This window comes from Coriobacteriia bacterium (assembly GCA_003149935.1).
Lineage (GTDB): Bacteria > Actinomycetota > Coriobacteriia > Coriobacteriales > QAMH01 > QAMH01.
The window spans coordinates 25,471-43,669 of the sequence record QAMH01000009.1 but is presented as its reverse complement, the minus strand read 5'-3'; the positions used below and the strand labels follow the sequence as shown (position 1 = coordinate 43,669).

Below are 18,199 nucleotides of genomic sequence, written 5' to 3'. Positions count from 1 at the left end.
AAAGGATCAAGGCCATGAACATTGCCGACGCAAAGGAACAGATCAAGGACTCCGTCGAGGCCTACCTTCTCAAGGATGACGCGGGAATGTACAAGATCAACCCCGCGCGCCAACGGCCAATCTTCCTCATTGGCGCACCTGGTATTGGCAAGACCGCCATCATGGAGCAGATTGCCCAGGAACTTCAGATCGGCATCGTTTCGTACTCCATGACACATCACACGCGTCAAAGCGCACTGGGCCTGCCACGCATCGTGCATAACGAGTTTGAGGGCTTCGAGTACGACTCCTCCGAGTACACGATGAGCGAGATCGTCTCGTCCATCTACGATTACATGAGCGAGACGGGCCTGCATGCGGGCATCCTGTTCCTCGACGAGATCAACTGCGTCTCCGAGACGCTATATCCTTCGATGCTCCAGTTCCTGCAGTTCAAGACCTTTGGCCGTCACCGCATTCCGCATGATTGGATCATCGTCTGCGCGGGAAACCCGCCCGAGTACAACAAATCGGTACATGAATTCGACATCGTTACGCTCGACCGCTTACGCGAAATCGAAGTCGAGCCCGAGTATGCCGCATGGAAGCGCTACGCCACGCAGAAGGGCATACATCCGGTGGTAACGACCTTCCTCGAGGCCAAGCCCGACTGCTTCTACCTCGTGCAGTCCAAGCCCGGTGGTGGCAAGAGCTTCGTCACCGCACGCGGTTGGGAGGATTTGGCCGAGGCCATTGCGCTCTACGAGGAAATGAGCAAGCCGATCAGCCGCGATCTCATCGGGCAGTTCCTGCGCGACGACGACATCGCCGATAGCTTCTCGGTGTACTACAACCTCTTCGACAAGTACCGCTCTGACTACCAGATCATGAGCATTCTCGCCGGTGAGGCGGGACTCGATATCATTAACCGTGCGCGTGGTGCCGAGTTTGATGAGCGCGTGGCGTTGCTAGGCCTCATGCTCGATGCAGTCTCTACGTCGTGTGCGCATGCCCTTGAGCAGGAGGAGGTCGTCATCGAGCTGCGCGACATCCTGCGCGATGCCAAGCCGAGATTGCTCGAAGGGGCAGCGGTGGATGATACCGTTGGAGTCGTCATCTCGGCGCGCGAGCAGAGCTTGGCGCGCAAGGTTGCTTCCGGCACTGCCAAGCCGAGCTTCGAGCGCAAGGAGGGTCTCGTCATCGCCAAGCTCAAACGCCTCGTGGAGCAGTGCAGACTTGCGGGTACGGTGGCTGGCGAGGATGCCTTCGCGACCATCAGCGATGCGTACCGCGATGAGGTCAACGCAATCGATCCGCTCGTCAAGACGGCGGACACGCAGATGACCAATGCGATCAAGTTCATCGAGGAGGCCTGGGGCAACGGACGCGAGATGCTCGTTGCGATCGCCGAGATTACGACGCGCCAAACGACCACTCAGTTCATCGCTCACTATGGCAATGAGGAGTATTACGCGCACAATGACGAGCTCCAGGTTGATGAACATCGCCGTAGCCTCGCTGAGCGCGTGCGTACGCTCGACATCAACGCCGAGGAGGCCATGCAGCCGGGCGAGACTGCCGCGACGGGTGGCCAGACGATCGCCGAGTACTACGGCGGCAAGCAGTTCGAGTATGGCTTTGCGTCCATGAGCAAGATGACCCTGCCCGATGCTGCGCAGCTCAAGGGCAAGACCGTGCTCGATGTGGCGTGCAGGCGTGGCAAGGGCTGTTTCAAGTTCAGCGCGAAGGTGGGCGGTACGGGTCACGTCATCGGCGTCGACTGGTCGCCGAGCTACATCGAGGAGGCCATTGTCGATTCCGAGAAGGCGTGGCGCAAGAACGGCCTCAAGGCCAATAACATGAGCTTCAAGGTTGCCTACCCCGAGGATCTCATGCAGGCTGGCATCGGAGAGGGGACTGTTGACGTCGTCTACATCAACAACGTTATGACACTGCTCTACGATCAGCAAAAGGCGCTCGAGGAGTTTTATCGCGTGCTCAAGCCCGGTGGCTTGCTTATCTGCGAGACGATCGTGTCGGACGTGACGCGCGACGAGGCAGTAGTCGAGGCTGCTCGCAACATCGGCAACAGCATCCAAGCGGCACGCCCCGAAGATCTGCTGCGTAGCCAGATGGAGGCCGCGGGATTCGCGGATGTCGAGGTCGTCGACTTGTATTCGGTCGAAGCCGATCGCGGCTTCACCTCGAGTACGGTGGTCGAGACCGTTCCAACTACCGAAACGGTCCGCTTCGAGGCAGTGGCGTTCAACGCACGCAAATAGCCCCGCTGTCATTTCGAGCGGAGGGAAGCGGAGTCGAGAGATCTCCTCGCTCAACCGGAGCTTCGCCTCGCCTACTCCGGCTGACGAGGCGATATCTTCGAGAGCCGTATCGCATGCGTTGCCAGGCGCAGCGCTGCGCGCGTATTGGGGTCATCGAGATCCATGCCCGTAATTTGCTTGATCTTGCGTAACTTGTCGAATGCTGTCGTGCGCGAGCAATATTCTGCCGCAACCGTGGGCTTCATCTGGAAGTCATGCTCGATATAGCTATCGAGGAAGTGCAGCAGTGAACTCGTGCGCGCCTGGCCATGCTCGTAATTACGCAGGCGGCTGTACCCTGGTGGAAACAGCGTCGTCGGTGGGCACGTCTCCAGTAGATGCAGCGCCACGAAATCAAGGAAGCGGTCGTGAAAGATCGACACGTCCTCGTCGGCGCTCAACGCGATGCTCATCTGCACGGCTGACTTGGCCTGCTGGCCGTAGTAGTAGAGATCCTGCAGCTCGCTGAATGGATTGCTCGCCCCAACGCGCGCTTCTTTTGAGAGTGCGTGCAGGCGAACGGCAATCTCGGATGCCGCCTCGCGATACCCCATCTTGGCATGCGTGAGATTCACGACGACGACTAGATACTCCTCTTGAGGCAAATACACCTGCGCAGGTGTATTGTCCGTCGCCTCGGGTTGAATGGTTGCGAGCATTGAGCGAAACGCCCCGTCGGGAATTGTGCTCGTTACGCAAAGGTACTCATCGAGCAGATCCCAACCCCAATCGGCAATGGTGTCCTCGAGCAGTTGCCACGAGGTTATGTTGCGATGCAGCAGTAAGTTAAGTTGCTCGGCCAAGGCGCTCGGATCGGCATCCTGCGTCGGTTCATCATGCAGACAATAGCGCAAGAGCGCAGCCGCACGGCGCATCGCCTCCTCGTCGCCACGCTCAACAGCATCGGCAAGGTTCGTAAAGCCGTCCGCATACCAGGCGATGGCCTCGGCGCAGTCTTTGAGGGCACGATCAAAGTCACTTTCCGGCGCATCGAGTATCAGGACGTTGAGCGCTTCGCATGCAAGCAGGTCTTCTTCATCAGGAATGCCCACACACAATAGGTTGGTGCCATCCTTAGCCCGGGACGCGCAACTTGCAAGTTCGTTTGCGCGCATGGCATACAAGGCGGTGGCATCATCAAGCGGCAGAGCGCCAGCAGGTGTCACATAGCGAATCTGCCTGCTCCCTTCCGCATTGCGCACATGTGCAGACGCATGCCATTGTGCAAGGTCGCCTGCCAGTATCTCCATGCTCAGGAACATACCATCTCATTTCACTTATTCCGTACGATTGGTACGGAATCGAACGCACGGACTCTCGGTAAAATTATAGCTATCACCTGGAAATATCCGTAGACACTTGTACTCGGAGGCAGGAAAATGTTGTCTAATCCGTACTCTGAGTACGGGTCTCATCGCAACTGGCCGCAGCGTTCGGGTCTGTCCAGCCATACGGCACCACGCGATAGCTTTTCGGTACCCCTTCACGCTCATATGCTTGCGTTATGGCGAATCATTGTGCATTTCGAGCGAGAGGAGCAGGACATGGCGTTAAGAAAGACCGCGTCGCCAGCTGTCAAGCTGGACAGTCTCTCTGACGTGAACGACCTGGGTAAGCCCTGGAGGTTCACAGATGAGGACACGGGGCTAACCGTTACGAGGAGCTGCGTGTGGTCACCACCGGGTTGTCATCCGGTTGGCTGTGGTCTCAAGCTCTATACCGACGAGAACGGGCGCCTCGTCAAGGTCGAAGGAGACGAGAACCATCCCGTCACCCAGGGGCGCCTCTGCGTACGCTGCATTGCGCTGAAGGACTACGAGTACAACAACTCCCGCATTCTGCATCCGATGAAGCGTGATCGCGACAAGCGCGGGCAGGCAGACGCGTGGGAGAAGATTACCTGGGATGAGGCGCTTGATCTCATCGAGAAGCGCTACACCGAGATCACGAGCAAGTACGGCAAGGAAAGCTTCGTGAACTTCGGAGGCACTGGGCGCGAGGGCGGCGTCTCGTGCATGACCTACACTGCGATGGTGTGGCAAACGCCCAACGCCTGCTATACGCAGTCAGGGTACGCGTGTTATTTCCCACGTCTGGCTGCTGGCACCATGTCTGCTGGCTTGGTCTACCCTGAGATGGACTACGCGGGTTGTCTGCCTGGCCGCTACGAGGATCCCGAGTACCACATCCCCGAGGCAGTCGTGCTGTGGGGCAAGGTGCCCACGGTATCGAATCCGGACGGTGCGTTTGGTCACGCGGTTATCGACCTCATGAAGCGTGGCAGCAAGCTCATTATGGTCGACTCGCGCGTCAACTGGCTCACGACGCGCGCGGCCTATCACCTGCAATTGCGCCCCGGCACCGACACGGCCATTGCCATGGCGATGCTCGACGTGATAATCCGCGAGGGTCTCTACGACCATGAGTTCGTTGAGAAGTGGTGTTACGGCTTCGAGCAGCTCGCCGAGCGTGTTGCCACCATGCCGCCCGAGAAGGCTGCCGAGATCTGCGGCATTCCCGCCGAGGACATCATCGGAGCGGCGCGCATGTACGCCAACGCCGAGGCCGCCACGATCCAGTGGGGTCTTGCGACCGACCAGAAGACCAACGGCATGCAGCAGGCGCAGTGCATCATCGCCCTCATGGCCATCACGGGTAACATCGACCGTCCCGGCGGTCAGATAACCACAGGCGGCGCTGTCGCGCTCGACGCCGACACCGAGGAAGACGACGAGTACATGCCCTACATGGCACTTGACGACGACGAGCTGCGCGCCAAGATGATAGGTCTCAAGGAGTACCCGGCATACTGCGGCATGAGCCAGAACTCGCACGCCGACCTCACGCTGCGCTGCATGGAGACCGACGATCCGTATCCTCTGCGCATCGGCGCCTTTGCGGGCAACAACCTGCTTGCCTGCACGTCGGCTGAGCCCAAGCGTTGGGAAGCGGCCATCAACCGCTCACTCGAGTTCGTCATCGGATTCGACTGCTTCATGACGCCGTCCATCCAGGCAGTCTGCGACATCGTCTTGCCGCTGGCCACGGTCGTCGAGCGCGACAGCACGGTGGCTGCCGCATATGGATCGGCGCCCCTGTACTTCGGCACGCAGAACAAATGCGTTGACGAGGGCGATTGCCGCGGTGATCTCGAGCTGCTCTACATCCTCGGCAAGCGTCTCAACCCCAAGCGCTTCGAGGAGTTTGATAGCTACTATGACCTGTTGCAATTCCTGCGTTTCGGCAAGAGCCGCACGTTCGAGGAACTGCGCGAGCAGGTGTGCATCCAGAGCAAGAACGAGTACTACAAGTACGAGAAGGGTCTGATGCGTCCTGACGGCGCACCTGGCTTCAATACGCCGACCGGCCGCGTCGAGCTCTACAATCTGGGCTTCCAACAGTTCGGCGACGACCCGCTGCCGTATTACGAGGAACCCGATTTCAGCCCCATCAGCACGCCGGAGCTCCTGAAAGACTATCCGTTCGTGCTCACGACTGGTGCGCGCACCTACGCGTTCTTCCACTCGGAGCATCGCCAGATTCCGCGCCTTCGCGAGTTGAACCCCAATCCGCTCGTGGAAATTAATCCCGAGACGGCCAAGAAGCTTGGCATCGTTGATGGGCAATGGTGCCGTGTGTACAACCAGTTCGGCGAGGCCTATCTCAAGGCGAAGCTGACGGTGTCCGTGAAGCCCGATGTGATTCATGCGCAGCACGGCTGGTGGTTCCCGGAGGAGGACGGTAATGCGCCGCATAACTACGGTGTATACCGCTCCAACATCAACAATCTCATCCCGAATTTTCATGTCGGTAAGCTGGGCTTCGGCGCACCGTTCAAATGCATGCTCTGCAATATCGAAGGCACGGATGAGAACTTTGATACGGACATGCAGCTTATCCAGGATAAATTCGGGGAGTTGAGGTAGCCATGGAAGCAACGGGACTGCTTATCGATTACGAACTGTGCACGGGTTGCCAATCATGCGAGGTGTCATGCAAGGAAGAGCACGATTACCCCGTGGGCAAATGGGGCATCCGCGTGCTTGATGATGGCCCATGGGAGATTGAGCCCGGTCACTACAACTGGAACAAGATTCCGGTGCCGACGGATCTGTGCGACTTGTGCATCGATCGCACGAGCCGCGGCCGAGAGCCCATTTGCGTGCATCACTGTCTGGCCAACGTGATGTATTACGGGCCAGTCACCGAGCTTGCGCAGAAGATGGACGGACAGCGACGTCAGGTCATTTTCACGCCGGTCTACAAACCATACGAAAAGCTGAGGGAATAGAAACGAAGACGGAGTGTCATTGAAAGGGGCACTCCGTCTCTGCAAGGAGGTCTTTATGACGCTTCCTAATATCGAGCGGTCAGGGAAGACGGCGCACGTGCGTTATCGAGGTGGTGTACAGGGGCAACCTCCCGAGGATGTCTGCTGGGATGAGCCCACGACCATCCGCATGGGTGTGGGTGAGGTCATACGCGGCATCGACGAGGCACTCTATGACATGGAGATCGGCGAGGTGCGCACCGTCGTAATCGAGCCCGAGAAAGCCTACGGAGAGCATGATCCGGCTGGCGTGCAGCGTTTTCTGCGACGTGATTTTCCCAATGGTGACGACATCTACGAAGGTTTCGTGGGCAGTTGGGTCAATCCGGTTTCCCAGCGCAGGATTCCGGCCATCTGCACGAAGGCGACAGAGGACTTCATCCAAGTCGACTTCAACCATCCCTTTGCCGGCAAGACGCTCGAGTACGAAATCGAGCTGCTCGGGATAAGCGACGATTGATCTTCCCCCTGTCATTTCGAGCGAAGCGAAGCTGCCTTGTCATTTCGAGTGAGCGAAGACATCCCCTCTTGTCATTTCGAGCGGAGCGACCGAAGGTCGCGGAGTCGAGAAATCTCCCGAGAGATCTCTCCGTTCCGCGGCCTGGCGGCCGCTCCAGTCGAGATGACAGAGCATCAAAAAAAGGGGCGGCCCTTATGTGCCGCCCCTGCGCAACTGCCGAGTCAGTGAGCTGCGTCTTTAGAACTTCGCGTACTTCTTGAGATTGCCCTCGAGCTTCTCGATGAACTTCTTGGCCGTGTCGGAGAGCTTCACGCCCTTCTTGATGATGTAGCCCAGATGCAGCGTCACGTCCGTGTCGAGACGTACCGTGGCGAGAGAGGCGCCATCCGAGATGCCGACGAGAATGCCGCTCGTCACCGTATAGCCATTGAGCGCGACGATGAGCTCGGAGAGCGAGGCGCGGTCCGTGCAGGCGATGCTCTTATGCCGCGCTTCGTCGGCAAGGGCCTCCTCGGCAAAGCACACCGGGGCGTCCTCCTCCTGCTCGAAGTAGATGTACGGATAGTCCTCGAGCTGATCGAGCGTGAGCGATTCGGCGTTCACGAACGGATGGCTCTTGGGCAGGGCGACGCGCGGCGTCGATTCGATGAGCTCGACGAACTCCACGCCTGCCTCCGCGAAGGCCTCCTCGAGGCCGGCCGCCGAGCGTGTGGTCTCAACGAGCACACCGATCTCGCTCTCGCCATTCGCGACGTCTTCGATGACACGCTTGGTCGTGCGGTCACGCAGCGCGTACTCGTAATCATCGCCGCCAAGTGCGAGGACGAGCGCCGCGAAGGATTGAACATCGAACAGATAGTGCTGTCCGGAGATTGCGAATTTCTTGGTCATAGTTGATCCCCTGCCTTCCTACGCGTTCTGGTGGCGCTCGTCGATGAAGCGCTTGGCCTTGTGCTCACTTGAGGTGCCCAACTTGTCGGTGTCGAACACGAGAACCTTGGCCGGACGTACGCCTGTATGGGTCTTGAGTTCGTTTTCGACGCGCTTGGCAATCTCATCGTACGCCTCGTCGGAGCCAAACGCACGCTCGACGGAGACTTCGTAACGCGTCGTGTAGTTCTCGTCGTACACGCGGATGAGGTACTCGCCCGACAGCCCCTTTTCGTTGCGGACGATGTATTCGATATCGCTCGGGAACACGTTGACGGCGCTCACGATGAACATTTCATCCTTGCGACCCTGGATGTAGATGCGGGTCATGGTGCGGCCGCACTCGCAGGTCTCGCGGTTGACGTGACCGATGTCGCCGCTGCGGAAGCGGATCATCGGACGGGCGCGCTTCTTAAGCGTGGTGTAGACGATTTCGCCGCGTTCGCCATCGGGCAGGACCTCGCCCGTGACGGGGTCGACGACCTCGACGAGAATCTGGTCCTCGATGATGTGCAGGCCGTCCTTGGCGTCGCACATGGCGGCGCAGGCGCCGTAGATGTCGGAGAGGCCGAAGAAGTCGTAGACGCTCGCGTCCCAGATCTCCTCGATGGCTTTGCGCGTTGACTCGATGGAGCCGCCGGGCTCGCCGGATATGATGATGTGCTTGAGCGAAGCGAAGTCCGTCTTGGGGTCATAACCCTTCTCGATGGCCTTCTGGCCGAGCTGCCAGGCATAAGAGGGCGACGACCAGAAGAACGTGGGCTGATACTGCTTCATCGCCCACAGCAGGCGATCGCTTGGAACAGCGCCGACCCAGATGCCGAGCGCGCCGAGCTCCTGGGCGCCGATGACGCAAGGGCCGCCGACGTAGAGCGCGAAGTTCATGCCGTGCAGGTAGCGATCGTTGGGACGCATGCCTGCCTGCCAGAACAAGCGGCTTTCGGCTTTCATGAAGTCCTCGAAATCACCTTGGGTAAAGGGGCTCATCGTGGGCACGCCGGTCGAACCCGAGGAAGTGGCCATGTAGACGACGTCGTCTTCGGGCACACCGCACAGCTCGCCGAAGAAACTGCCGACACCTTGCGTGTCACGCTCCGTCTGCTTGTTGATGAAGGGGAACTTCTGCAGGTCGGCGAGGGTCTCGATCTCGGGCGAGACGCCGGCCTCGTCCCAGGCGCGCTTGTAATAGGGGCAGTTGTCGTAGGCGAATTTCAGCTCGTCTTTGAGATAGCCAAGCTGCAACTCCTCAAGCTGCTCGCGCGGCATGGTCTCGATCTCTTTGTCGTAGTACTCCTGGTCATATGGAACGTTCTTCTTTGCCATGCCGAGCTCCTTTCGTGTGGTATCGATCTTGCTCTCGGATAGACGTCCGCTATTTCACCACTCTTCGACTTCGTTGCATAGAGTTTTGCCCATGCGTAGTTTCGATACCTTGCTATTGATAAAATAGATTGACAAGCAATATATACGATTGAAGGAAACCATGACCCTCCAACAGCTTCGTTATCTCATCGCAATTGCCGAGACCGGATCCATGAGCGCAGCGGCCAAGCACATGTACGCATCTCAATCGAATCTTTCGATTGCCGTCAAGGAACTCGAGCGCGAGTTTGGCATCGAGATATTCACGCGTACCAATCGTGGTGTGGCACTCACCAACGAGGGAAACGAACTGCTTGCCTACGCGCGACAAATCGTCGAGCAGGCAAACATGCTCGAGGAGCATTACGCGAGCAAAAGCCACGAGGCGCGTTTCTCGGTCTCGACACAGCATTACGCGTTTTGCGTCCGCGCGTTCATCGACACGGTGGATAGCTGCGATGACGAGGAATACGACTTCATCATGCGCGAGGCGGCGACTGGCGAGATTATCGATGACGTGCGCACGCATCGCTCTGACATCGGTATTCTCTACATTGACCGGCACAATGCGCGCGTGCTGCGCAGCGCCTTCGAAGATGCCCAGCTCGTGTTCACGCCGCTCTTCGAGGCACCCGTCAACGTTTTTGTGGGCGAGCACCATCCACTGGCGCATCGTGAGATGCTTACGCTCGATGAGCTGGAAGATTACCCGCGCTATTCGTTCGAGCAGGGCGTCGCCAACTCGTTCTTCTTCTCGGAAGAACCGCTCTCCGAGGTGCCGCACAAGCGCAAGATTCGCATTTCCGATCGCGCGACGCTCACGAGTCTGCTCACTGACTTCGATGGCTACACGCTTTCGACGGGCATACTCACGCCCGAGATGCAGGACGGCATCGTCTCCATTCCGCTTGATACTGATATCACCATGACTGTGGGATATCTCATCCATAGGGATCGTGTGCTCGACGGTCTGCTCGCGTCTTACATCGACAACCTGCGTGCCGTCATCAAGAGCAATCCGCTCGTTGCGAGGTATCTGGGTGAGTGAGTTGCGGTACCATATCGGGTTAACTACAACGTCAACGAATGAGGCTGTCATGAGCGACCAATTCGACAATCGCGAGTTAATCATCGAGTACCTCGAATCGGGGTGCAAGGGCGGTGACATGGGCTACATCGGCGTCGAGATCGAGCAGTTCGTGCTCGACGAGGACGGCGATCGTGTACCCTACATCGAGAAGCACGGCCGTCTGGGCGTGCGCGACATTCTCGAGCAGCTAAGTCCGTACTATTCCGAGGTCGTGCGCAACGAGGAGGGCGACATCCTGTCGCTGTTCCGCCTCGATTCCAACGTGACCATTGAGCCTGCGGCGCAGCTTGAGGTCTCCATATCGCCTATGCTCTCGCTAGCAGATGTCGAGCACGAGTACGACAACTTCGCCTTGCGCATGAAGCAGATCCTCAAGCCCTTCGACTACACGCTCGTCCCACTGGGCTACGACCCCAAGAATCATGCGGCAGATCTCCCCATCATCCCCAAGCCGCGCTATCACTTCATGGACGAGTACTTCTCGAAGCTACCTGGCATGCACGCCGAGCGCATGATGCGCGCGACCACCTCCATGCAGGTTTCCATTGATTTCGCGAACGAGGCCGACGCCGTGCGCAAGCTGCGCATCGCCACTTTGCTTGGTCCCGTCTTCTCATATCTGCTCGATAACGTTCCTGTCTTCGAAGGCGAGCCCAACTCTACGCCGCTTCGTCGCATGAAGGTGTGGCGTGAGGTCGATCCTGCTCGTTGCGGTGCCATTCCGGGCCTCTTCGACGAGGGATTCGGCTTTGCCGCCTACGCGGATTGGCTGCTCTCCGTTCCGCCTATCTTCATCACGCGCCCTGACGTGCATTCCACGGGAACGATGACCGCGGCCGAAGCCTATGCGGATGCGCCTATGGACAAGGCCGATATCGAGCACCTGTTCAGCATGGTGTGGCCAGACGTGCGCCTCAAGCGCTACGTCGAGATTCGTCAGGGCGACTCGGTGCCTTTTGACGTTGCGCTCGGATATGCCGCGCTCATCAAGGGCATTTTCTATGGCGAGACCAATCTCGACATCATTGAACGCGCGCTCGGAGTGGGCGAGGATGGCATTTGGCCCTATACCGAGCAAAGTGTCGAGGATGCCATCGATGCTGTGATTACCGATGAGCTCGATGCCGTGATCTATGGCCGTACGCTCGAGAGCTGGATTGGGCTGCTCTTCCAGATTGCACCCGATGGCCTGGGCGTCGAAGCGGATTATCTCGAACCGCTCATGGACTTCAAGGGGATCTAACATGGCGGGAACCTTCACCGATCAGGTTCGCATACAGGTCAAATCTGGCAACGGCGGTGCCGGATGCACCTCGTTTCGTCGCGAGGCCCATGTTCCCAAGGGTGGTCCTGACGGCGGCGATGGTGGCCGCGGTGGCGACATCATCATCGTTGCGGATGCCACGGTTTCCACGCTCATCGACTATCGCTACAAGCACCATTTCAAGGCGCAGAAGGGCACGCATGGGCAGGGCAAGCGCATGCACGGCGCAAACGGCGAGGACCTCATCCTCAAAGTGCCCGTGGGCACGGTCGTGCGTCTGCTCGATGAGGATTTGGAGCCATGCGAGGAAATCGCCGACCTCACCCATAACGGCGAGCGCGTCATCGTCGCCAAGGGTGGCCGTGGTGGCCGTGGCAACACGCACTTCGTCACGCCCACGAGGCGCGCCCCGTCGTTCTCCGAGCTGGGCGAGCCGACCGAGCCGTTCTGGATCGAGCTCGAGATGAAGCTCATGGCAGATGCCGCGCTTGTGGGCATGCCATCGGTGGGCAAGAGCTCGCTCATCGCCTGCATGTCGGCCGCACGCCCCAAGATTGCCGATTACCCGTTCACTACGCTCACGCCCAATCTGGGCATGGTTCGCTACGGGGACCTGAGCTTCACGGTGGCAGACGTCCCCGGTCTCATCGAAGGTGCCGCCGAGGGCAAGGGCCTGGGTCACGAGTTCCTGCGTCATGTCGAGCGCACGGCCCTCATCTTGCACGTCGTCGATTTGACGGGCGGCCTCGAGGGACGCGATCCGGTCGAGGATTACGAGATCATCAAACGCGAGCTGGCTCTGTACGCCCCCGAGCTCGCCGACCGCCCCGTCATCGTCGTGGGCAACAAGGTCGACGTGCCCGGGACCGAGGAGAATCTCGAGCGCCTGCGCGCGCACGTGAAGGCCGAGAGCGAGGAGCTCTCCGAGCGCCTGCTCGACGACGGCATAGACATTCCCAATCCCATCCCGTTTTTCGCGGTGAGCGCCGTAACGCAAACGGGCATCGACTCGCTCATCGCGGCAACCGCGACCGAGGTCCATCGCTTGCGTGAGCAAGCGGCCGAAGACCCAATGCCCGAGTACGACCAGATTTGGGAGCACAAGCGCCTCGAGCGCGATCGCGCCATCGAGGTCGAGGAAGAGGGGCCGCATGCATGGCGTGTGCACGGCAAGGGCGTCGAGCGCATGGTCGTCCAGACCGAGTGGGACAACGACGAAGCCGTCGCCTTCCTGCAGCGCCGCATGGAGCGTGCTGGTGTCGAGCGCGCGCTTACCGCAGCGGGGGCGCATGCCGGCGACGAGGTGCGCATCATGGACATCGCCTTCGAGTTCGAGCCTGCGGGCTGGGGTGATGATGAGTTCGATAACATCATTGATCGAGAGGGCTAGGCGATGAAGCGCGTGGTAATCAAGATCGGTTCGTCCACTCTCGTGAAGGATGGCAAGGTTGATGCCGTCTTCGTGGGGCATCTTGCCTCCGAGTGCGCCAACCTCATACATGACGAGGACGTCCAACCCATCATCGTGTCTTCGGGATCTATCGCGTTGGGTCTCGAAGTGCTCGGCATTCACGGCGAACGCCCCGATGACATGCCCACCTTGCAGGCCGCTGCTTCCATCGGCCAGGTTGGCCTCATCCGCCAGTACACCGACACCTTCGCCTGCTTTGGCGTGACGGTGGGACAGATCCTCATGACGCGCGCGACCACCGGGCAGCGCGAATCGTACTTGCACGCACGCGACACGATCGAGCGTCTGCTCGAGCTGGGCGTGGTGCCCATCATCAACGAAAACGACACCGTTGCCGTCGAAGAGATTCGCTTTGGCGACAACGACACGCTCGCGGCCATGGTCGCGACATCCATCAACGCCGACCTCGTGGTGCTGCTCAGCGACATCGACGGCCTGTACACGGCTGATCCGCGCAAGAACGAGGACGCCGAGCTGCTCAACACCGTGAGCAAGATGAGCGAGGAGATCGAGAATGGTGCCGGTGGCGTTGGCAGCCGCAGCGGTTCGGGCGGCATGCTCACCAAGATTGCCGCCGCGCGCGTGCTCATGGCAGCAGGCATTCCGATGGTCATCTGCGAGGGGCATCGTCGTGGAGCCATTACCGATGCGGTGCATGGGCGCCAGGTCGGAACGACCTTCTTCGACGAGAGCTCGAACGGTCTTGCGGCACGTAAGTCGTGGATTGCACTCGGTGGCAAGGTGAAGGGCCGCGTTACCTGCGATGATGGCGCTTGCAATGCGCTGCTCAATCACGGCGGCTCGCTGTTGCCCGTGGGCATCGTCGCGGTTGAGGGCACGTTCGAGGCAGGTGATCCGGTCGACGTCGTCGATTTGCAGGGACGCATCATTGGGCGTGGTCTTGCTGGCTATGGTGCCGACGAGCTCGAGGGTTTGCTCGGGAAGCACGGGGCCCGCGAGTTCATCAATCGCGACGAGCTCGTTATCTTCTAGGACTCAATGCGCAGAAATCGCCAAAGTCTAGGATTTGCAGTGGCCATTCGAGTTGCCAGAGCGAATCGTGCGCAAAAAGCCCGGAAGTCTAGGATTGCGCATGTGAGAATGCGCATTTCTTGCGGATGTCTAGGAGTTTGCTCCTGCAAAGGGCTGCAAACCCTAGACTCTCGCAGAAAATGCGCATATGAATTCGTGGCATCCTAGACTTCCGGGCTTTTTGCGCGCTCAACATTTATCCCGCCTGCCGAACGATTGCGGCGAGACCAAAGTAGCACCGCTATACTTATGTCGTTATGTAACCTTTCAGGGAAGGTGAATCTGGAATGTCTCTCAAAATCGGCATCAATGGCTTTGGCCGCATCGGTCGTCTGGTCTTCCGTCTTGCAGAGCTTGATCCGGACGTCGAAGTCGTCGCCATCAACAACCCGAGCGATCTCGAGTGCGCGGCGTATCTGACCAAGTACGATTCCAGCCAGGGCCGTGTCTTCGAGGAGTGCTACGCCAAGGAGGGCGCGCTCGTCGTCGAAGGTCACGAGATCAAGGCGTTCCAGACGCGCGAACCCAAGGAGCTCGACTGGGCTTCCGTTGGCGCAGAGGTCGTCATCGAGTCCACGGGTCGCCTCAAGACCGGCGAAGCCTGCCAGGTGCATCTCGATAACGGCGCCAAGAAGGTCGTCATCTCCGCTCCGGGTACGGACGTGGACGCCACCATCGTTATGGGTGTCAACCAGGACATCTATGATCCGGCGACGATGAACATCGTCTCCAATGCGTCGTGCACCACCAACTGCCTTGCGCCGTTTGCCAAGGTCCTCAATGATTCCTTTGGCATCAAGCGTGGTTTGATGAACACCATTCACGCATACACCAACGACCAGAAGATCCTCGATGTGCACCACAAGGATTTCCGTCGCTCGCGTGCTGCTGCGCTTTCCATGATTCCCACCTCCACCGGTGCCGCCAAGGCTGTCGGCCTGGTGCTTCCCAGCCTGCAAGGCAAGCTCGACGGCTTCGCGACCCGCGTTCCCACCCCGACGGGTTCGATGGTCGACCTCACGGCCGAGCTCGAGCGCGACGTGACCGTCGACGAGATCAACGCCGCCATGAAGACCGCTGCCGAAGGCCCCATGAAGGGCATTCTCGAGTACTGTGTCGACCCCATCGTCAGCTGCGACATCATCGGCGACCTGCATTCCTCGATTTTCGACTCCAGGCTCACCAAGGTGCTTGGCGGCGAGGGTAACTTCGTGAAGTGCATTTCCTGGTACGACAACGAGATGGGCTATTCCGCACGCTGCATTGACCTTGCCAAGTTCCTGGTGGCATAAGTGCCGAATCCATGAAAATGAGACAGTTGCTCTGAGCAACTGTCTCATTTTATTTGCAGGCGACGATGACCGGAAAGCTGATCATAGTGCCCACGCCGCTGGGCAACCTGGGCGACATGACTGCCCGTGCGCTCGAGGCGCTCGAGCAGGCCGATGTCGTCTGTGCCGAGGACACGCGCGTGACCGGCAAATTGCTGGCGCATTTCGGTATCGAGAATCGTCTCGAGCGCTGCGACGAGAACGTCATCGCCGCCAAGTCTCCCACTCTTGTCTCCCGCATGCTCGATGGCGAGACAGTGGCGTTTTGCTCGGATGCGGGCATGCCGGGCATCAGCGATCCGGGCTGTGTGCTCGTCGACGCCGCGCGTGAGGCGGGCGTGCCGGTGGATGTCTTGCCGGGGCCGTCGGCCGTGACGACCGCACTTGTTGCCTCGGGATTCAAGTACAACGCCTTCTATTTCGGAGGCTTTTTGCCACGTAAGGAGGCCGAGCGCACCGCGCTTCTCGAATCGCTGGCAAACCTCGATGCCGCGCTCGTCTTTTACGAATCGCCCCATCGCGTCGCTGCGTCCGTCGCGTCTATCGCACAGGCATATGGCTCCCGTCCGGTTGCACTGTGCCGCGAGCTCACCAAGCTTCACGAGGAGGTATTGCGCCTTCCTGCTGACGAACTTGCTGCAAACCTCGTCACCCGTGATGTGGTCAAGGGCGAGATTGCCCTGGTCATCGCACCGCCAGATGTCCGCGCGCAACAGGCGGCCTCGCTTGATGATCCCGCCTTGCACGAACGCATCGCCGCCGAGCTCGCCGCTGGCACACCAAAATCCGCTCTCGCCAAGCAGCTCGCCCGCGAACTTGGCCTTCCCAAAAACAAGCTCTACGAGCTGATTTTAGGGATGTAGCAATAACGGCTGCTTAACAGATGGGATAACAAGTGATAAAGCTCAAAACTATAATCATGCAGCTCATTAACAGTGATCCGGAGGGCATTCGGATCTGCCGCGTCGAGGGCGAATCACTTATGACCATTGTCATACCGCGAGCTATGCTCCCTGAAGCCAAGCGACTTCCCGACATTCCCTCGCGCGGCATCTACTATCTGCTTGATGAAGATCATGGAGTGATTAGTAGCGTGTATGCCGGACAGACCGTGCAGGGCATCAGACGTCTTGATGACCATAAGGCGAAGAAAGACTTCTGGAACAAAGCCGTCATGTTCCTGACAGATAACCAGAACCTCAGCCAGGATGCTCTCAACGGGCTCGAAGCAAAGGCGATTGCATATATTCTTGAGCATGGTTCATACAGCTCGGTGAATTCGGAAGTTCCCAAGCCTTACGTGAGCCCATATTCCGAAGACTACATCGAGAGATTGCACGATGACGTGTTGTTCCGGATGGCCGCTTTGGGCCTCGACCTTGATCGGGTTTATGCTGGTCCTGAGATTAGCCCGGTATTCCATACACGACGCAATGGCATCAAGGGCATCGGTAAATATGACAAGAACTCGGGTCGGTTTACAGTCCTAGCTGGTTCCCAGATTGACCTTACCCATGCGATAACGAAAAATACCGGTGTGGATGAGAAACGCAAGCAGATTTTCGGCAATGCGGACGAAGTCGTCACGCACGAGGAGGACTATGAGTTCCCGAGTCCAAGCGCCGCTGCTGTCTTTGTGCTTGGGGGCAGTCAGAATGGCTGGATTGAGTGGGTAAACGATCAGAACCAAACGCTCGACAGCGTGTATCGCCGTGAGGAGAAGTAACGGTTTGGTTTGAGTAAGTAAAGACGACGTCTTGTGCAACGGATTTCGGATGCTCAACGAGTGCCAAGAGAGCAAGAAAGCGCCCGAGGAAGGTACAATATGCACCGTTCGAGCGCTTTGACATTACGTAGTCTAACACGGGTTATCTGATTGTCACAACTTCCCCATAGCGATTGATATAGATTAAATGCCTCAGTGATTTCAAGTCATGGGCGCGTGCGCGTACTTCACGCTCTATTATCTGGTTAGGCAAATTCTTCATGCGGCGAGCATCAAAAACAACACAGCAGGATTGATGGAGCGCACGACGCAAGTTCTTTAAAATCATATCTGTCTTTCCTGATTTAGGCGCTTTCATTTCCCACTGCACGCCATCAATTAGCACGTCTGCTGTCTTTTCATATTCGACATCGCTTTTACGAATAAACTCGACGGTATAACCAGCGGCGGCTAGTGCTTCTGCTGTTTTGAGTTCGTGCGGCCAGATATTCAGCCCTGGTTCGATAATTATTTTCCCTTTCGGATTTACCATAATCCATTCACCATTCAAGGATGAGGGCACGTCTATCCTGTATATTGACTGCGTTTCGCGCGTTTTACCAGCAGTCTTTCGAGTGCCTGCGGCAATCCAGTTCATGCCAATTCGTATATTAATAGAACTGAAGATGCATCCGTATGTCCATACGGGCTGATTTGCAATTTTCAATCGGTCATTTCTCTGCATCGGAGCAGGCTATTCCTGTCGCATAGCATGTAGTCGGAGTGCACCATTCGCGCGTTGGAGTTTGATACCAGTCGTTCGTATCGGCTAGCAGTAGAATCACGAAGTATAATCGCAAGATATCAGCATTTTCTCGGATTACGATAATGCGCTGTAACGCGCCTTTGTTTCGAGCGGATTGT

The 18,199-nt window shown here is 58.3% G+C and carries 15 protein-coding genes; 11 read left to right on the top strand and 4 right to left on the bottom strand.

Annotated features, from left to right (window positions below; genetic code table 11):
- Positions 1-14 precede the first annotated feature (14 nt).
- Positions 15-2,261: a hypothetical protein gene (locus tag DBY20_08460; GenBank protein ID PWL77807.1), complete on the top strand. Its 2,247-nt coding sequence runs from the start codon at positions 15-17 to the stop codon at positions 2,259-2,261.
- A 71-nt stretch (positions 2,262-2,332) separates the two neighbouring features.
- Here the strand turns inward: DBY20_08460 and DBY20_08455 are convergent, their stop codons facing one another.
- Positions 2,333-3,562 carry a hypothetical protein gene (locus tag DBY20_08455; protein ID PWL77806.1) on the bottom strand — a complete coding sequence of 410 codons (1,230 nt, stop codon included), beginning with the start codon at positions 3,560-3,562 and terminating at the stop codon, positions 2,333-2,335.
- Positions 3,563-3,844: 282 nt separating this feature from the next.
- On the opposite strand from DBY20_08455, the gene DBY20_08450 reads away from it, so the two are divergent.
- The 3 genes from DBY20_08450 to DBY20_08440 are packed head-to-tail and all read left to right on the top strand — an operon-like array spanning position 3,845 to position 7,090.
- Positions 3,845-6,226 carry a dehydrogenase gene (locus DBY20_08450; GenBank protein PWL77805.1) on the top strand — a complete coding sequence of 794 codons (2,382 nt, stop codon included), beginning with the start codon at positions 3,845-3,847 and terminating at the stop codon, positions 6,224-6,226.
- Between the two features lie 2 nt (positions 6,227-6,228).
- Entirely contained in the window at positions 6,229-6,591 is a 363-nt protein-coding gene (locus DBY20_08445; protein PWL77804.1) for an oxidoreductase, read from the top strand.
- A gap of 55 nt (positions 6,592-6,646) precedes the next feature.
- The gene (locus DBY20_08440) at positions 6,647-7,090 is read left to right on the top strand and encodes a peptidylprolyl isomerase (GenBank protein PWL77803.1); all 444 of its coding nucleotides are present in this window, start codon (positions 6,647-6,649) and stop codon (positions 7,088-7,090) included.
- 237 nt (positions 7,091-7,327) lie between these two features.
- On the opposite strand, the gene DBY20_08435 is transcribed toward DBY20_08440, so the two are convergent.
- Together DBY20_08435 and DBY20_08430 are read right to left on the bottom strand one after the other, a co-directional pair.
- Positions 7,328-7,981: a LysR family transcriptional regulator gene (locus DBY20_08435; protein PWL77802.1), complete on the bottom strand. Its 654-nt coding sequence runs from the start codon at positions 7,979-7,981 to the stop codon at positions 7,328-7,330.
- An 18-nt stretch (positions 7,982-7,999) separates the two neighbouring features.
- A complete protein-coding gene (locus tag DBY20_08430; GenBank protein PWL77801.1) occupies positions 8,000-9,343 on the bottom strand; it encodes a CoF synthetase in 1,344 nt (447 codons plus the stop codon).
- 160 nt (positions 9,344-9,503) lie between these two features.
- On the opposite strand from DBY20_08430, the gene DBY20_08425 reads away from it, so the two are divergent.
- From DBY20_08425 to DBY20_08395, 7 genes are all read left to right on the top strand, one after another.
- Positions 9,504-10,430, top strand: coding sequence for a LysR family transcriptional regulator (locus DBY20_08425; GenBank protein PWL77800.1), 927 nt, complete (start codon positions 9,504-9,506; stop codon positions 10,428-10,430).
- A gap of 49 nt (positions 10,431-10,479) precedes the next feature.
- Entirely contained in the window at positions 10,480-11,715 is a 1,236-nt protein-coding gene (locus DBY20_08420; protein PWL77799.1) for a glutamate--cysteine ligase, read from the top strand.
- Between the two features lies 1 nt (position 11,716).
- Positions 11,717-13,126 carry a GTPase CgtA gene (locus DBY20_08415; GenBank protein PWL77798.1) on the top strand — a complete coding sequence of 470 codons (1,410 nt, stop codon included), beginning with the start codon at positions 11,717-11,719 and terminating at the stop codon, positions 13,124-13,126.
- Between the two features lie 3 nt (positions 13,127-13,129).
- The gene (gene proB, locus DBY20_08410; protein ID PWL77797.1) at positions 13,130-14,200 is read left to right on the top strand and encodes a glutamate 5-kinase; all 1,071 of its coding nucleotides are present in this window, start codon (positions 13,130-13,132) and stop codon (positions 14,198-14,200) included.
- A 326-nt stretch (positions 14,201-14,526) separates the two neighbouring features.
- Entirely contained in the window at positions 14,527-15,531 is a 1,005-nt protein-coding gene (gene gap / locus DBY20_08405) for a type I glyceraldehyde-3-phosphate dehydrogenase (protein ID PWL77796.1), read from the top strand.
- A 65-nt stretch (positions 15,532-15,596) separates the two neighbouring features.
- Positions 15,597-16,433: a 16S rRNA (cytidine(1402)-2'-O)-methyltransferase gene (gene rsmI / locus DBY20_08400; protein PWL77840.1), complete on the top strand. Its 837-nt coding sequence runs from the start codon at positions 15,597-15,599 to the stop codon at positions 16,431-16,433.
- 32 nt (positions 16,434-16,465) lie between these two features.
- Positions 16,466-17,296: a DUF4357 domain-containing protein gene (locus tag DBY20_08395; GenBank protein PWL77795.1), complete on the top strand. Its 831-nt coding sequence runs from the start codon at positions 16,466-16,468 to the stop codon at positions 17,294-17,296.
- Positions 17,297-17,438: 142 nt separating this feature from the next.
- Here the strand turns inward: DBY20_08395 and DBY20_08390 are convergent, their stop codons facing one another.
- On the bottom strand, positions 17,439-17,933 hold the full coding sequence (locus DBY20_08390) for a hypothetical protein (GenBank protein PWL77794.1): 495 nt from the start codon (positions 17,931-17,933) through the stop codon (positions 17,439-17,441).
- Positions 17,934-18,199: the final 266 nt, after the last annotated feature.

Coding starts and splice junctions, on each gene's coding strand:
- DBY20_08460 (PWL77807.1), top strand. CDS start 15: ATGAACATTGCCGACGCAAAGGAACAGATCAAGGACTCCGTCGAGGCC.
- DBY20_08455 (PWL77806.1), bottom strand. CDS start 3,562: ATGTTCCTGAGCATGGAGATACTGGCAGGCGACCTTGCACAATGGCAT.
- DBY20_08450 (PWL77805.1), top strand. CDS start 3,845: ATGGCGTTAAGAAAGACCGCGTCGCCAGCTGTCAAGCTGGACAGTCTC.
- DBY20_08445 (PWL77804.1), top strand. CDS start 6,229: ATGGAAGCAACGGGACTGCTTATCGATTACGAACTGTGCACGGGTTGC.
- DBY20_08440 (PWL77803.1), top strand. CDS start 6,647: ATGACGCTTCCTAATATCGAGCGGTCAGGGAAGACGGCGCACGTGCGT.
- DBY20_08435 (PWL77802.1), bottom strand. CDS start 7,981: ATGACCAAGAAATTCGCAATCTCCGGACAGCACTATCTGTTCGATGTT.
- DBY20_08430 (PWL77801.1), bottom strand. CDS start 9,343: ATGGCAAAGAAGAACGTTCCATATGACCAGGAGTACTACGACAAAGAG.
- DBY20_08425 (PWL77800.1), top strand. CDS start 9,504: ATGACCCTCCAACAGCTTCGTTATCTCATCGCAATTGCCGAGACCGGA.
- DBY20_08420 (PWL77799.1), top strand. CDS start 10,480: ATGAGCGACCAATTCGACAATCGCGAGTTAATCATCGAGTACCTCGAA.
- DBY20_08415 (PWL77798.1), top strand. CDS start 11,717: ATGGCGGGAACCTTCACCGATCAGGTTCGCATACAGGTCAAATCTGGC.
- proB (PWL77797.1), top strand. CDS start 13,130: ATGAAGCGCGTGGTAATCAAGATCGGTTCGTCCACTCTCGTGAAGGAT.
- gap (PWL77796.1), top strand. CDS start 14,527: ATGTCTCTCAAAATCGGCATCAATGGCTTTGGCCGCATCGGTCGTCTG.
- rsmI (PWL77840.1), top strand. CDS start 15,597: ATGACCGGAAAGCTGATCATAGTGCCCACGCCGCTGGGCAACCTGGGC.
- DBY20_08390 (PWL77794.1), bottom strand. CDS start 17,933: ATGAACTGGATTGCCGCAGGCACTCGAAAGACTGCTGGTAAAACGCGC.